The organism is Xylanibacter ruminicola 23 (assembly GCF_000025925.1).
Classification (GTDB): Bacteria; Bacteroidota; Bacteroidia; order Bacteroidales; family Bacteroidaceae; genus Prevotella; species Prevotella ruminicola.
Map to the genome: position 1 here is coordinate 1,612,803 of NC_014033.1, position 14,619 is coordinate 1,627,421.

A 14,619-nucleotide genomic window follows, 5' to 3' on the forward strand; every position below is an offset into this window, starting at 1 on the left:
AATCAAAACTTTTTATGACAAGCAATACCCCGAGTCTGGATTTAGTGGAGTTTATCGAGACACAGATTCTCCCAAAATACGCTGAGTTTGACCGTGCACATAACATGGAGCACGTCACAAGAGTTATACGCAATTCTCTCGAGCTGGTTAGGGCTACGGGAGCTGACGTCAACATGGTTTATACCATTGCTGCCTACCACGATCTGGGCATGTGCGGCCATCGCGCCGATCACCATATGCGTGGCGGTAAGATTCTGGCAGCCGATGCCCGCCTGAAAAAATGGTTCTCGATCGAACAGATTAAGATCATGAAAGAGGCAGTAGAGGATCATCGTGCATCAGCCAGTCGCAGTCCCCGTTCTATATACGGCAAGATTGTGGCCGAAGCTGATAGAGACATCGATCCAGACCGTATTATTCGTCGCTGCATCCAGTTTGGCTTGGCTAACTACCCCGAGAAATCAGTTGAGGAACATTGGGCCCGCTTCAAAGAGCACATGGCCAGCAAGTACTCAAAAGACGGTTACATAAAACTATGGATTCCCAATTCGCCGAACGCTAAACGACTCAACGAATTGAGAACCATTATCGAACAGCCACAACAACTTCGTGAGGCTTTCGACCGAATTTTCCCTGAAGAGGCAGCTATCTCAGATACAGAAAGTAAATAGCTGCAAGAGCTACAACCATCGCTATCAGAATGGCCGACTTGATGAGACAAGAAGCAACTTTCTTAATCACCAAGAAGGCTACCACGATGGCTACCAGCACAAATATGTAATAACTTACGTTTCCCATTTTACTTAAACAGTTTTTTGAATGCAGTTGGAACAGGTGTTTCGAACTCCATAGGCTCACCGGTTACTGGGTGATGGAAGCACAGCAGCCACGCATGCAGACAAAGGCGGTGTATAGGATCATCGCCATTGCCGTACTTAGGATCACCACATACAGGATGTCCCATATCAGCTGAATGCACACGAATCTGATTCTTACGACCTGTTTCGAGCTTAAACTCTACCAAAGAGTGATCGGTAGTGCGGTCTAACACATGATAATGCGTAACGGCATATTTACCACCATTATCGGTTGGCGACGAATAAGTTACATACGCCTTATTATCCTTCAGCCAGTTGGCAATAGTACCCTCATCGTTCTCCATTTCGCCTGAACAAACAGCTACATATCGGCGATCGTACACGATATCATGCCAGTTATGCTCCAGAATCTGTTCGGTTTCCATATCCTTGGCATAAACCATCAGTCCACTGGTATCACGATCCAGTCGGTGTACCACATGTGCCGTACATTTCTGACGCGATTTCTTGAAATAATCATCCAGCACTGTTTTTACGTTCAGTGATGAGTGACCAGCCGCCATCGAGAGAATGCCCTCAGCCTTCTCAATCACAATCAGCCATTTATCCTCGTAAACGATTTTCACGTAACGACTCTTGAACGACTGCTGATTGCGCTTGGTTTTGCTAACAGCCACTTTCATACCTGGCTCCAACTGAAAATCAAACTGACTCACAGTCTTGCCATTTACTTTGATACCTCTACCCTGCAGAGTCGCCTTTATCTTTGAACGACTTTGCTGAACATTGGCCAACAACCATTCCAACAATGGCATCGACTCGTTGACCACCAGGTGCTCATAGTCACCCTCTCGGTTATAGCCTGCGTTATATCTCATCTCAACATCTTATTTGGGGGACAAAGGTAGTGCAAATTGAGCGAAATACAAAATAAATCACGATTTTTTTGTATTTCCGAGATGCAGTCTACCTTCGAGCGAAGCTCAAAGGCAAAAAAGACCGCAGATTCGAAAACCTGCGGTCTTTTTTTATTAGTAGAATTTAAAGTAGCGTCGGGCGTTGTTATAACTGATGTCCTCAACCATGCGACTCAGAATCTCCATATCGCAAGGCAGAAGGCCCTTCTCAACGTCGTTTCCGAGCATATTACACAGAATGCGACGGAAGTACTCATGACGTGGATAGCTCAGGAACGAACGGCTATCGGTAAGCATACCAACAAAGCGGCTCAGCAAACCAAGAACCGAAAGGGCATTCATCTGACGAACCATACCGTCCATCTGGTCGTTGAACCACCAGCCTGAACCGAACTGAATCTTACCTGGCTCGCCACCCTGGAAGTTACCCAGCATAGTAGCAATCACCTCGTTGGCACAAGGATTCAGAGTATATAAGATGGTACGTGTAAGCTTATCCTTCATGTTCAGCTTGTTCAGGAAAGTCGACATAGCCTTAGCGGTATTGAACTCACCGATAGAATCGAAACCTGTATCAGGACCGAGCTGGTTAAACATCTTGGTATTGTTATCGCGGATAGCGCCATAGTGGAACTGCTGTGTCCAGTCGGCATCAGCATCCATCTCAGCCATTACTGTCAGGAAGCAGTTCTTAAACTGACGAACTTCGAGCTTAGAAAGCGACTGTCCACGCATAGCCTTCTCGAAGATGGTCTCGATCTCAGAATCGGTGTACTCCTCATCGTAGAACTCCTCGATACCATGGTCAGAAAGCTTACAACCATTCTCGGCAAAGAAATCGTGGCGCTTCTGCAGAGCATCAACCATATCTGCAAACTTCACGATGTTCACATCGCTAACCTCACCCAGCTGTTCTACATACTTAGAGAACTCAGCCTTCTCAATGTTCATTGCCTTGTCAGGACGCCAGGCAGGAATCATCATAGGATCGTCCTTAGCCTTGGTCTTGGCATACTCAATGTGGTTATGCAGATCATCAACAGGATCATCAGTAGTACAAACACACTCCACGTTGTAATGCTTCATCAGGCCACGAGCAGAGAACTCTGGCTGCTGAAGTTTCTCATTACACTCATCAAAAATCTCGCGTGCTGTCTTTGGCGAGAGCTGCTTCGTAATACCAAAAGCAGTCTTCAACTCCAGATGAGTCCAATGATAAAGAGGGTTACGGAATGTATAAGGAACGGTCTCAGCCCACTTCTCGAATTTCTCCCAATCAGAGGTATCCTTACCGGTGCAATACTTCTCGTCGATACCATTGGTACGCATGGCACGCCACTTATAGTGGTCGCCACCCAACCACAACTCAGTAATACTCTTAAACTTGTGGTCTTTGGCCACCATCTCAGGAATCAAATGACAATGATAGTCGATAATGGGCATTTTAGCCGCATGATTGTGATACAGGTCCTGTGCCACCTGGGTCTCCAGAACGAAGTTCTCATCATTGAACTGCTTCATAAAACTGTTTGTTTATAGGTCCTTCTTAAAATTTTTCTGCAAAGTTAATTAAAATCTCGGAGAAAAGCACTATCTTTGCAGAAAAATAAAACGTAAACGATGACGTACCGTAGCAAAGTCCTCTTAATATACACAGGAGGCACCATTGGCATGAACCGGAACCCTCGCACTGGGGCTCTGGAGCCGTTTGATTTTGAACACCTATTATATAATGTACCCGAACTGAAGCAGTTTGATATCACCATCGAAACATACCAGTTCGATCCACCTATTGATTCGAGTGACATGTCGCCTGCCATGTGGACAGATCTGTAGCATTGTATCGCCGACCACTACGATCAGTACGATGGATTTGTAGTACTACATGGCACCGACACGATGGCCTTTACCGCCTCAGCCCTGTCGTATATGCTTGAGAACCTCACCAAACCCGTGATTTTCACTGGTTCGCAGTTACCTATCGGACAGCTGAGAACAGATGGTAAGGAAAATCTTATCACAGCCATAGAGATTGCTGCAGCCAAAGATAGAGAAGGACATGCTTTGGTACCCGAAGTAGGTATTTATTTCGGCGGTCATCTGCTTCGTGGCAATCGTACTACCAAACAGAGCGCCGAGGAGTTTAATGCCTTCGAATCATTCAACTACCCCCATTTGGTTGAAGCTGGTGTAAACATCACCTATTACCACGATCGCATGCTGAAGCCTGATTGGAGCAAGCCGATGGCTCCCCACTTTCGCATGGACAATAATGTGATTATCTTCTCGCTCTTCCCAGGCATCCGTGAGGATCTGATCCGTCACATCATTCATACCCCTAATCTGAAAGCCATTGTGATGCGTACCTTTGGCAGTGGCAACGCGCCCCAACGCCCATGGTTGCTGAATGCTTTACGTGAGGGAACCCGCAATGGTAAGGTAATCGTGAACATCAGTCAATGTATGCAGGGTGCCGTTGAGATGGGCCGCTACGACAACGGATACCATCTGCAAGAGGCTGGTGTTATCAGTGGTCGCGATTCTACCGTTGAAGCTGCAGTTACCAAACTGATGTTCCTGCAGGCACACTACCCCGACGATCCGGAAACAGTTCGCAAATACATGCAACAAAGCATAAGAGGAGAGATATCGTTTTAGTGATATCTCTCCTCTTATTTTTTCCAGAACCACGAGGTCACATCCTCCATCTCGCCGTCTTCTTTGATCTTATACAACCTTTGATTCGTCTTCGGATCCTTCAAAGGACCTAAGTGCTTGATAAACGGTCCTATCTTGATATAGTCGAAATCGCGCTTGTTGATAGCCGATGAGATGACCGTTTTACCACTATACCAAGCTACTTTGAACTCAGGGTGTACCTCTCGGATATATAATGCCAGCTGGTTAACGGCCTTGGGTTCGGCATCACCACCCATAAACGAGATACAGGTAATATCAGTACCGAACTTCTCTACAAACGCATCAATAGCTTCAGTATCAAGGGGCAATCCAATATCTTCCCAAAGGTAATAGCTATGACACCCAGGACAGCGACACGGGCAATTACTAATGTTAATTGCCAGTGTCACTTCGTCGGGTATCTCTTGAAAAACTATGCCGGTATTTACGTATTTTAGCATAATTGTTTCTGTCCTGCATAGTAGCGACGTGAAGCCTCTTCCTGACGAGCCTGTGAGAAGTTGCTAACACGCTTCAAGTAGCCGATAATACGGGTCATGTAGTCAACATTCTTAGAATGACAATGCGGACACTCCTTCAGATAGCGCTTGTCGATATGACCACAATCATTACATACAGTATTAGGAATATTGAATGTAAAGTAGTTACATCCTTCCTTAGCAGCCACCTTCAGCAGGTGCAGATACTGCTCTTTCGACAGATGCTCGTCGAGATTCATATGCAGAGCCGAACCACCAGTAAGATGCTCAATATATGGTGCACCATGCAGCTTGAACTTATCGATAATGGTCAGCGAGTCATCCTCTACTACATAGAAGTAGCTGTTATAGCAATCACGTGGCACAAAGTAACCATCCTCACGATCCCATTTAGCATGCTTTACACCTACATTCTCTGCAGGAATCATCTCACAGTTGAACATCACCTCCTTAGAGCGGTACTGCTTGTTGTACTTCTCAATCAGTCCAAGAATACCCTGAACAAAATGCAGATACTCGTCGTTTGGAGTAATCTTCAGACCCATGAATTCAGCAGCCTCAACCAAACCATTGATACCGATTGTGAGGTACTGACGGGCAATATTGATATAACCAGCATCGAACAGTGGTAACATACCCTGCTGCTGCAGATCCTTCAAATTCTCGTTGTAAGCCAACTGTACTTTATGGCACAGATCGATCACACCACTCAGATACTCCAGATAATCCAACTTGTGGTTGACGGCATACTGGATACAACGGTTCAGGTTGATAGTGAGCACACTCTTAGAACCAGTACTTACACCGCCTGCACCAAGCGTATAGCTGAAACCATTATCAGTAATCTCGTTACGCAAACGGCAGCAACTCGACAAAGAGTCGGCATTATCGCTCATATAGGTAAAGAACGAGTGTCCCTCAGCATACATTTCGGCTGTAAACTCGCCCCACTCCTTATCCTTGCAGTTACCATTCTCATCTACCAAAAGAGCCATAGTCTCAACAGGGAAAGTCAGCAAAGTCTTGGTACGCTCATGGTTAAACCACTTCATGAAGCGCTTCTGCAACCATGAAAGTCCCTCCCAATCGGGCTTAGAGCCATCGGGGAAGTAGAACTCACCAAAGATACTCTCGAAATAGTAACGATCGTAGTAGGCAATATTCCAGAATACTGCCTGATAGTTACGAGCACCTGTTGGCTGGTTCAAGGTATAAACAATCTGCTCAAAGTAATCAGTTATAATCTTATCAATGGTACGCTTCTTCAAACTCAGGTCTGCCTGGTCTTGTGAGCGCTTATAGTAATCCAGTCCGTACTCCTTACCCAGGAAATAGTTCATATACATCAGGAACTCAGGTGTAGCACAGGCACCACTCAGCATTGAACTTACCATAAACACCATATTCACAAAGCCACCAGCAAACGACTTCATGTTGGTAGGAGCAGTAGAGTTACCACCAATAGCCACAGTACCACCAATCAACCAAGGATACATGGTGATAGAAGCACAATAGTTGGCCAACGAAGTCTCGTCGTTCTTATATATAAAGTGGTGTGTCAGCTTGTCGATATATTCATCGGCCAACTGCTTACCATACATTTTCTTAATACGATCAGTGAGGAGTCGACGGTTCAGACGGATAAAGTTCGACTTTGGCAGCTCACCAATCAGTGTAGCAATATTCTTATGCTCTACATTGGCATTTGCATCGTACTTTGATCCTGTAGCAGCATTCACCGATTCGCAGTATTCTGAAAGGAACACCATTTTCTCGAGTGTCTCACGATCCTCAGAGTGCAACTGACGATAGAGAATAAACGATTTGGCAACCTTATAATAGCCTTCACGCATAAGTGCTTCTTCCACCTGGTTCTGAATATCCTCCACAGTAATGTTGTCATGCATGTCAAGGTGATTCAAGATTTTAGATACGATGGCTAGGTCAGCAGGTTCCTGAACGCTCTCGAAAGCCTTTACGATAGCATTCATAATTTTGTCGAGTGAGAACAAATCCTTCGATCCGTCTCGCTTGGTGATGGTAAAGTTTTTAATTTCCATGTTATTGTCTCTGTTTTTATTTATGTTTTGTTATTTAATTCTCTCCCAAAGTTTTCTTTTTTGGAAACTTTTTTGTTTTTGAATTCGGAAAAGTTTTCCAAAAAGTAAAACCGAATACGGTTGCAAAGATACAAAATATGCCAGAAAAAGCATTCTCGACAAGCCAAAAATTTCTCTAAAATAAAGTTAATATTGAAATAATACGCTACAATAACAATGTATAACATACTGATTCATAGACACTTCTACAATTTCACGACAGCATCGTCTTTTAAATTAAAGCTTTCACAACAGAAAATCTCCAATTTGCAGTCAGTATTCTTTTTGGAACACCACCACATACACCAAGATTTTCTTTTTGGAAAACTTTTCGTTTTTAAAAATCAGAAAAGTTTCCCGTTTTAACATTTTACAACAATCCATTTCCCCTCCCACGCGTACCTTATTATATATAATAGAGAATACTAAAATAACACAAAAAGAAAGCCTAAAACTTGCTGATATCAATTTATTATTGTATCTTTGCCAAAAATATCATTTAAACAATTAAACTAAACAAGTACAATTATGAAGGATCTTAAAGGAACAAAAACCGAGAAGAATCTGCAGGAAGCATTTGCAGGTGAGTCAATGGCACGCAACAAGTACAGTTACTGGGCATCAAAGGCCAAGAAGGACGGCTTTGTACAGATAGCCGCCATTTTCGAGGAGACAGCTAACAACGAGAAGGAGCACGCCAAGATGTGGTTCAAGCTTTTGGAAGGTGGTGCAATCAAGAGCACACCAGAGAATCTGGAAGCTGCTGCTGCTGGCGAGAACTATGAGTGGACCGACATGTATGCACGCATGGCCCAGGAAGCACGCGAGGAAGGATTCAACGAGATTGCCGCCAAATTCGAACTCGTAGCCAAAGTAGAGGCAGAGCACGAGGCACGCTACCGCAAACTGCTCGACAACGTTAAGAAGGAGCGTGTATTCTCTAAGGACAATGATGTTATCTGGCAGTGCAGCAACTGCGGCCACATTGTTATCGGCAAGAAGGCTCCACAGGTATGTCCTGTCTGCGATCATCCACAGGCTTACTTCCAGGTAAAAGCAGAGAACTATTAAAGATTAATTTTTCTAAGTACTTTGCAACAAAAAAGTACTTAGATTGCAATCGCTCTCTAAGTACTTTTCAAAAACAAGCCTGTTTAGGCAAGTATAATCTGAACAATGCGCTCTGCTGTTCGACCATCCCAACGGTCAGGCAGGGCGCATTTCTTCCAATCGCCGCTCACCATTTTCTTAACAGCTTCACTTAGTTTGTCTGCATCCTCACCAACCAACACATTCGAACCTACATTCACCGTTTCCTGATGCTCGGTATAATTATTCAGAGTGATACAAGGTACACTATTAAAGGTAGCCTCTTCCGACACATTGCCCGAATCGGTAATAATACCAAGTGCATGAGCAGTTAACCAACCAAACTCCAAGTAGCTCAAAGGATCAACAATATCAATAGCCAAGCCCATGCGCTCAACCACCTTACGGGCTTCGCCACGCAAAGGTGCAACAATTCGCATGCCATTAGCCGAAGCCACCATAGCCTTCAGCATTTTCTCCAAATTATCAATATCAGCAATCAGCGCTTTACGGTTCAGTGTAAATACCAGATACTGTTTCTCTTCAAGTGATGGGATCGAAGCTGGCTTCTTCATACGGTCGTAGTTATATCGCAAAGTATCCATCAGGATATTACCCACCATATAGGTCTGCGAACTCTCCGACTGCTCACGAGTAGCTATGCCCGTACTCTTCACACCAGCCGTGAACAGATAGTCAGACAAGGCATCTATCACCAAACGGTTGATTTCCTTAGGCATATTGATATTAAACGAGCGTGTACCAGCTACCAGATGCGCCAAGCGGATACCACGTTTCTTGGTTACTATGGCAGCAGCCATAGTCGAGGCCAGATCATCCACCACGATCACCACATCAATCTGATGCGCATCGAGGAAAGCATCGAAACGGGCCATGACCTGACTGGTAATCTCGTTCAGACTCGTTGAATCTACACCTAAGTAATATTGTGGACGTGGCATCTGCAAATCATCAAACAGCGATGCCTCAAGCGTTGGATCGTTCTCACTACCTGCATAAACCAACAAACATGTTGCTTCAGGATTTTTATTGATGGCTCTTACCAAAGGTGACACCTTAACGAAATTTGGGCGAGCACCCGCTATGATACATACAGTCTTTCCCATTTCTTTCTATTTTTGAGTGCAAAGATATAGAAAAAGTTTCTATTTACCAAGAAAAATGGCAAAAGGTTTGGATAAGTCCCAAAATAGTTGTATCTTTGCAGCAGAAACAGTGGGTCGTGCCTGATAGATCGGGATACTCTACATTAACAAAACAAATCGGGATCGTTTCCCTTGCCAATGGCGGGCCACGATTATCCTCCACGAGGAGAGCAGCAATGCCGGTGGATTACAACAGCAGGGAGCCCCCACATCGTGTGAAACAGGAGTTTTCACCAAATCATCGGCACGTACCCTTTCTTTTTTATATTAAACATTAAAGATTAAACATTAAACATTATATATTTTGTTATGTTTTCTGGAATCATCGAAGAATTTGCTACCGTAACAGCTATCCACAAGGATCGCGAAAATATCGATTTTACATTAAAGTGTTCGTTTGTCGACGAGTTAAAGATCGACCAGAGTGTTGCACATAATGGCGTTTGCTTGACTGTTGTTGCCATTGAGAATGGCACCTACACGGTTACTGCCATGAAGGAAACACTCGACCGCACCAATCTGGGCTTGCTCAAAGTTGGTGATAAAGTAAACGTTGAGCGCTCTATGCTGATGAACGGCCGATTAGATGGTCATATCGTTCAGGGTCATGTAGATGAGACTGCACGCTGCATTGCTGTTGAGGATGCTGACGGTTCAACCTATTTCACATTCGAATATCCTGAGAACCGCGAGATGGCATTGAAAGGCTATTTCACTGTCGACAAAGGTAGTGTTACCGTTAATGGTGTAAGTCTCACGGTTTGCAATCCAACAGCTAACACCTTCCAAGTAGCCATCATCCCCTACACTTTCGAGCACACTAACTTCTGCGACATCCGTGTAGGTTCGGTAGTCAACATCGAGTTTGACATTCTTGGCAAATATATCGCCAGACTGCAGCAGATTTAATCCACCTTTACAATAACAATTCTGATGGAGCGGAGATGAATGTCTTCGCTCCATGTTGTATCAGAAAGTCACGATCACGAAATCCCCACAACACGGATATACATGGTAGCCCAGAGTTCGCTGCTGTTTGAACATCCACATCACTATCACCAACATAAACAGCCCTGTCTTTTTCAACACCAAGCTCTCGCAAAGCAGCAAATACCGTATCTGGAGCAGGCTTCTTACGGATTCCCTCTGCTTCATGCTCACCTATAGCCACTTCGATGGTATCCGGGAAGAAATGACGACACAACTCCACGGTAGCAGCCATCATCTTATTGCTGACAACAGCCAGTCGGCAACCACGAGCTTTCAATTCGGCCAATACCTCAGGAATACCGGGATATGGTTGTGTTGTATCAAGCGAATGATGCATATAATGTTCGCGGAAGGTTGCAAACGTTGCCTCAAAATCAGGGTTTTCTGCTCCATGAGGAATAGCCCGCTCCATCAATTTCCGTACCCCATTACCAACGAACCTACGAACATCATCAACCGAATGTTCTGGCATGCCATGCGTGCGGAGGGCATAGTTACACGAAGCCGCTAAATCTGTTATTGTATCAAGTAAAGTTCCGTCAAGATCAAATATATAAGTGTTATACATTGAAGATTAAACATTAAAGATTAGACATTAGCGCTTTGAACGCTGAATCATGGTTTTCACCTTATTATTATATTTATCAGCCTTCAGCAAATCCTCGATGGTAATATGCATACGATATTTCCAACGGTTATAAGGATCGCTTGGCACATTGATGCGCTCGTCACGAACATTCTTTGAGCGCAGTTCGCCATCCATAGCCAACCAGTCCTGCAACGACAACATACAGAGCATAGACGGACAATAAAGATGACGCCCGATAATCTCCTCTGCCAAATGGGCCGGTAACTGTTCGGGGGCTCGACCTTGTTTCTGCAACATCGACACATAGAAACGCTGGGTACGCTCAGGACTTTCGCTCCACCAAAGGCGCAAGGGCGACATATCGTGCGTTGAAATTGTAGCAACAGAACGGTATGGATTGCCATCAAGATGAGCAAACTCATAACCACTCTGTTTGGGCATCGACTGGATTTCGAGCGACAGGATACGCAACTGATCGAGTACCGGCGCCACACAATCTGGCAACATGCCCAGATCCTCGCCACAGCATAGCATACGGGTAGAGCCAAACACATCGGTTAGTTTGCGGATAGCCTCAGCCCCCCAGAAAAAGTTATGACGCTGATAGTAATAATTATTGTAAAGTCGCATAAATGCGTCTTTTTCTTCAGCATTCAACGCCTCAAACACGGGCTCCCCTATTACACCGATTCGCGGATGATACATACCAGGCTGTTTTGGATCCTCCAGGAAGAGCACACTACTAACCAAGCGATAAAGTCCATCACGAATCCACAAACTATTTTCATCTATCCGTCCCTCAAAAGCCTGTTGCACTTTTTTCTGCGTGTTGTAATCTGATTTCAAATCATACAGACCGTAACTCTTAGGCATCAGGAAATGCTCGCGAACATATGGTGCATGCATACCAAACAGCTTATCTAACACCCTATCGTTAATAAAAGGTCTGGTAAACAAGTCCTTACGGAAAGGCAAACCAAAGTATTCTATCTCACCCACTGTCATTGGCAACGAAGGCAAGAAATGCCCCAGCAATCCAAAGACAGCATCGCCTGGTATCTCCCATATCCGGAAGAAACCCAGGATATGGTCGATTCGGATAGCATCGAAATACTGTTCCATCCACTTTAAACGTCTACGGAACCACTCTACAACACCAGTACCCCAATTGTAAGTTGGGAAGCCCCAATTCTGTCCGTTGGGCGAGAACATATCTGGTGGTGCACCTGTTTGTGCATCAAGATGGAAATAATCCGGATGGATAGCCGTTTCCACACTATCGCCATTTACGCCGATAGGCACATCGCCTTTCAGGAAGATGCCCTTTGAACGAGCATAGTCAGCTGCGGCTTTCAACTGCAAGTGAAGATGGTATTGCGTAAAGTAAATCAAGCCCACAGACGAATCCAACCACTTGGCGTAAGGCACCAACCAATCCTGGTTCTGAGCAAACCAAGTTTTGAACTCCTTGGACTCAAGAGTCTGTTGACCTTTCTCATCAAACAGTTCCTGAACATAAGCCCGCTTCACTCGATCCACCGCCTCATAATCACTATAGCCGAGTTCGTTAAGTTCCTGGCGTTGACGATGATACGTATTCATCTTGATTTTATTTTTCAGCACTCCAATAGCCTCCACATCCAGATAATGAGGATGCAAAGCAAAAGCCGAAACAATATTATATGGATACGAATCACTCCAGTTTTTCGAGCACGTAGTATCGTTAACCGGCAGTAATTGGATGGCCTTCATACCCGTTGCCGCACACCAATCAACCAATCGGTACAGATCACCAAAATCGCCCACACCATACGATTGTTTACTACGAAGCGAGAATACCGGTATCACCACGCCTGCAGCTCGCCAGGTATGCTCTTTTACCCTCAGGTTCTCACCATAAGCCACCAGTACTGTACCATCAGGCACCATAGTCTGATCAACAGGCAACAAACCCGCAGTTGTGCGATTATCACCTTCCTCCCAAGCCACGAGTGCATGGGAAGTGTCATCAATAATCACATATTTATATTCTATAGGCAGCAGCACAGCATCCACATTCACCGACAGCAGCCACTCGAATCTGCCAATTGGCTCCATACGCAGATAGCGAGACACGTTCCAACTGCCTAAAGCCGGATGGTCGCCAATAATAGCAACCGACTGTCCTTTTTGTAACTGAGGTGCCGACACCCTGAACAGGATTGTTTTACGATACAAAGGCACACGAAGCGGCTCAACCTGTTGGTCAACAGATAGTCCCATCGTTGTATGATAAGCCATGCTATAAAGATGATACTGCAGAGGCACATCGCGCCACAAATCAGCCATCACATAGTCTTTTGCCGAATCAAAATAATAGGTTCGAGGAATAGCATTCCACTCTTTTCTAAGCACATTACCATCAGTATCCTCTACCTGATAATAATAAGAAAAAGAGGTTATCGGATGTTTTCGAGATTCAAGCACGGTGGTTTCCAACTGCCACTCCATGCCGTCAGAGGTAGTCATCATCAACCGTTCCGTCTTTTTGGTCTGGTCGATGCTGAGATAGGACAGCACCACATAGAGATTTTGTCCCCATTGAGTGCCATATTGTATAGAAAACTTAAGTTTCATAAGCTATATTTTAGGGCAAAGATACAAAAAAATGATAAATTAGCGATAATAGTGGAGAGATTTTTGTAACTTTGCAGCGTTTTTTCAAGGATATGAAGATGAATTGGATAAAAAAGTCAAGCTATCTGGTTCCTATTATTGTATGCGCATTAGGAATCTTAGGCATCGCATATTACTATTTTGTGGGGAGTTTTTCTAAACTCAGCGCCACCGAATACGTGTATATCGACGACAACGACAATCTTGATTCAGTATGCGTCAAATTGGAGCCTATTGCATCCGATCATGGCCTTTCAGCTTTTAGAATGCTCGCTCGCCATGGTGGATATATGGAGCATATTCGTAGCGGTAGATACGCCATCCCCCCCGACCAGAGTACGATAAAAGTATTCCGCAATCTGAAGAATGGACATCAGGAGCCTGTAAAACTCACCATTCCCGAAAGTCGTACCATGGACAGACTGGCCGGCTATCTGTCACGCAAACTGATGATGGACAGCGTTGCTATAGCCATCCTGCTCAGCGATTCGTCGTTCTGTGCGCAGCAGGGTTACGACACAGCCACTATCGCCTGCTTGTTCGTCCCCAACACCTACGAGGTTTATTGGAATATCTCTATAGAGAATCTGATGAAACGCATGCAGAAGGAGAACGAGAATTTCTGGAATGTACAGCGCACCTTGAAGGCCGAGGCCCTGAAACTGAGTAAAAATGAGGTTTGCACATTGGCCAGCATCATCGATGAGGAGACTGCCAACAATGCCGAGAAGCCAATGATTGCAGGTATGTATCTGAACCGACTGAAAGCAGACATGCCACTTCAGGCTGACCCTACCATCAAGTTTGCCTTGAAAGATTTCGCAATCAAGCGTATCTACCACAACATGCTGCAATTCGACAGTCCTTATAACACCTATAAGAATACCGGTCTGCCTCCCGGCCCCATCAAGATTGCATCGGTGGCAGGTATCGACGCTGTACTGAATCGCACAGCCCACGACTATCTGTACATGTGCGCCAAGGAGGACTTCTCTGGCACACATAATTTTGCCAGAACCTATCAGGAGCACCTGAAGAATGCAGCAAAATATTCAAAGGCTTTAAATGAAAGAGGCATTAAATAAATTGAGAATTAACAATTGAGAATTTAGAGATA

General features: G+C 44.7%; 12 protein-coding genes and 1 pseudogene. 5 read left to right on the plus strand and 8 right to left on the minus strand.

Features of this window, described 5'->3' with window-relative positions; translation table 11 throughout:
• Positions 1-14: 14 nt before the first annotated feature.
• On the plus strand, positions 15-671 hold the full coding sequence (locus PRU_RS07040) for an HD domain-containing protein (RefSeq protein WP_013064404.1): 657 nt from the start codon (positions 15-17) through the stop codon (positions 669-671).
• Here PRU_RS07040 and PRU_RS16075 read toward each other — a convergent pair.
• The 3 genes from PRU_RS16075 to uxaC form a co-directional block, all read right to left on the minus strand.
• Positions 646-798, minus strand: a complete 153-nt coding sequence (locus PRU_RS16075; protein ID WP_170857807.1) for a hypothetical protein — start codon at positions 796-798, stop codon at positions 646-648. The two genes, PRU_RS07040 and PRU_RS16075, sit on opposite strands and share 26 nt — an antisense overlap.
• A 1-nt stretch (position 799) precedes the next feature.
• A complete protein-coding gene (locus PRU_RS07045; protein ID WP_041385874.1) occupies positions 800-1,696 on the minus strand; it encodes an RluA family pseudouridine synthase in 897 nt (298 codons plus the stop codon).
• 153 nt (positions 1,697-1,849) lie between these two features.
• A complete protein-coding gene (gene uxaC / locus PRU_RS07050; protein ID WP_013065670.1) occupies positions 1,850-3,256 on the minus strand; it encodes a glucuronate isomerase in 1,407 nt (468 codons plus the stop codon).
• Positions 3,257-3,355: 99 nt separating this feature from the next.
• Between uxaC and PRU_RS07055 the strand changes: the two are divergent.
• Positions 3,356-4,393 (plus strand): annotated as a pseudogene (locus tag PRU_RS07055) (asparaginase).
• 14 nt (positions 4,394-4,407) lie between these two features.
• Here PRU_RS07055 and nrdG read toward each other — a convergent pair.
• Both nrdG and nrdD read right to left on the minus strand, forming a co-directional pair.
• On the minus strand, positions 4,408-4,875 hold the full coding sequence (gene nrdG, locus PRU_RS07060; protein ID WP_013064511.1) for an anaerobic ribonucleoside-triphosphate reductase activating protein: 468 nt from the start codon (positions 4,873-4,875) through the stop codon (positions 4,408-4,410).
• Complete coding sequence (gene nrdD, locus PRU_RS07065; protein ID WP_013063280.1) at positions 4,869-6,974, minus strand: anaerobic ribonucleoside-triphosphate reductase; 2,106 nt, start codon at positions 6,972-6,974, stop codon at positions 4,869-4,871. The genes nrdG and nrdD overlap by 7 nt, the downstream gene beginning before the upstream one ends.
• Before the next feature lie 567 nt (positions 6,975-7,541).
• Here nrdD and rbr point away from each other — a divergent pair.
• The gene (gene rbr / locus PRU_RS07075; RefSeq protein ID WP_013063889.1) at positions 7,542-8,084 is read left to right on the plus strand and encodes a rubrerythrin; all 543 of its coding nucleotides are present in this window, start codon (positions 7,542-7,544) and stop codon (positions 8,082-8,084) included.
• Positions 8,085-8,167: 83 nt separating this feature from the next.
• Here rbr and PRU_RS07080 read toward each other — a convergent pair whose 3' ends face one another.
• Positions 8,168-9,229 carry a UDP-N-acetyl glucosamine 2-epimerase gene (locus PRU_RS07080; RefSeq protein WP_013063252.1) on the minus strand — a complete coding sequence of 354 codons (1,062 nt, stop codon included), beginning with the start codon at positions 9,227-9,229 and terminating at the stop codon, positions 8,168-8,170.
• A 348-nt stretch (positions 9,230-9,577) separates the two neighbouring features.
• On the opposite strand from PRU_RS07080, the gene PRU_RS07085 reads away from it, so the two are divergent.
• Positions 9,578-10,177, plus strand: coding sequence for a riboflavin synthase (locus PRU_RS07085; protein WP_013063884.1), 600 nt, complete (start codon positions 9,578-9,580; stop codon positions 10,175-10,177).
• A 7-nt stretch (positions 10,178-10,184) separates the two neighbouring features.
• Here the strand turns inward: PRU_RS07085 and PRU_RS07090 are convergent, their stop codons facing one another.
• Both PRU_RS07090 and PRU_RS07095 read right to left on the minus strand, forming a co-directional pair.
• On the minus strand, positions 10,185-10,826 hold the full coding sequence (locus tag PRU_RS07090) for an HAD family hydrolase (RefSeq protein WP_013065509.1): 642 nt from the start codon (positions 10,824-10,826) through the stop codon (positions 10,185-10,187).
• Between the two features lie 27 nt (positions 10,827-10,853).
• Positions 10,854-13,463, minus strand: coding sequence for a 4-alpha-glucanotransferase (locus PRU_RS07095; protein ID WP_013063385.1), 2,610 nt, complete (start codon positions 13,461-13,463; stop codon positions 10,854-10,856).
• A gap of 98 nt (positions 13,464-13,561) precedes the next feature.
• On the opposite strand from PRU_RS07095, the gene mltG reads away from it, so the two are divergent.
• Positions 13,562-14,587, plus strand: a complete 1,026-nt coding sequence (gene mltG / locus PRU_RS07100) for an endolytic transglycosylase MltG (RefSeq protein WP_013064369.1) — start codon at positions 13,562-13,564, stop codon at positions 14,585-14,587.
• Positions 14,588-14,619 lie beyond the last annotated feature (32 nt).

Coding starts and splice junctions, on each gene's coding strand:
- PRU_RS07040 (WP_013064404.1), top strand. CDS start 15: ATGACAAGCAATACCCCGAGTCTGGATTTAGTGGAGTTTATCGAGACA.
- PRU_RS16075 (WP_170857807.1), bottom strand. CDS start 798: ATGGGAAACGTAAGTTATTACATATTTGTGCTGGTAGCCATCGTGGTA.
- PRU_RS07045 (WP_041385874.1), bottom strand. CDS start 1,696: ATGAGATATAACGCAGGCTATAACCGAGAGGGTGACTATGAGCACCTG.
- uxaC (WP_013065670.1), bottom strand. CDS start 3,256: ATGAAGCAGTTCAATGATGAGAACTTCGTTCTGGAGACCCAGGTGGCA.
- nrdG (WP_013064511.1), bottom strand. CDS start 4,875: ATGCTAAAATACGTAAATACCGGCATAGTTTTTCAAGAGATACCCGAC.
- nrdD (WP_013063280.1), bottom strand. CDS start 6,974: ATGGAAATTAAAAACTTTACCATCACCAAGCGAGACGGATCGAAGGAT.
- rbr (WP_013063889.1), top strand. CDS start 7,542: ATGAAGGATCTTAAAGGAACAAAAACCGAGAAGAATCTGCAGGAAGCA.
- PRU_RS07080 (WP_013063252.1), bottom strand. CDS start 9,229: ATGGGAAAGACTGTATGTATCATAGCGGGTGCTCGCCCAAATTTCGTT.
- PRU_RS07085 (WP_013063884.1), top strand. CDS start 9,578: ATGTTTTCTGGAATCATCGAAGAATTTGCTACCGTAACAGCTATCCAC.
- PRU_RS07090 (WP_013065509.1), bottom strand. CDS start 10,826: ATGTATAACACTTATATATTTGATCTTGACGGAACTTTACTTGATACA.
- PRU_RS07095 (WP_013063385.1), bottom strand. CDS start 13,463: ATGAAACTTAAGTTTTCTATACAATATGGCACTCAATGGGGACAAAAT.
- mltG (WP_013064369.1), top strand. CDS start 13,562: ATGAATTGGATAAAAAAGTCAAGCTATCTGGTTCCTATTATTGTATGC.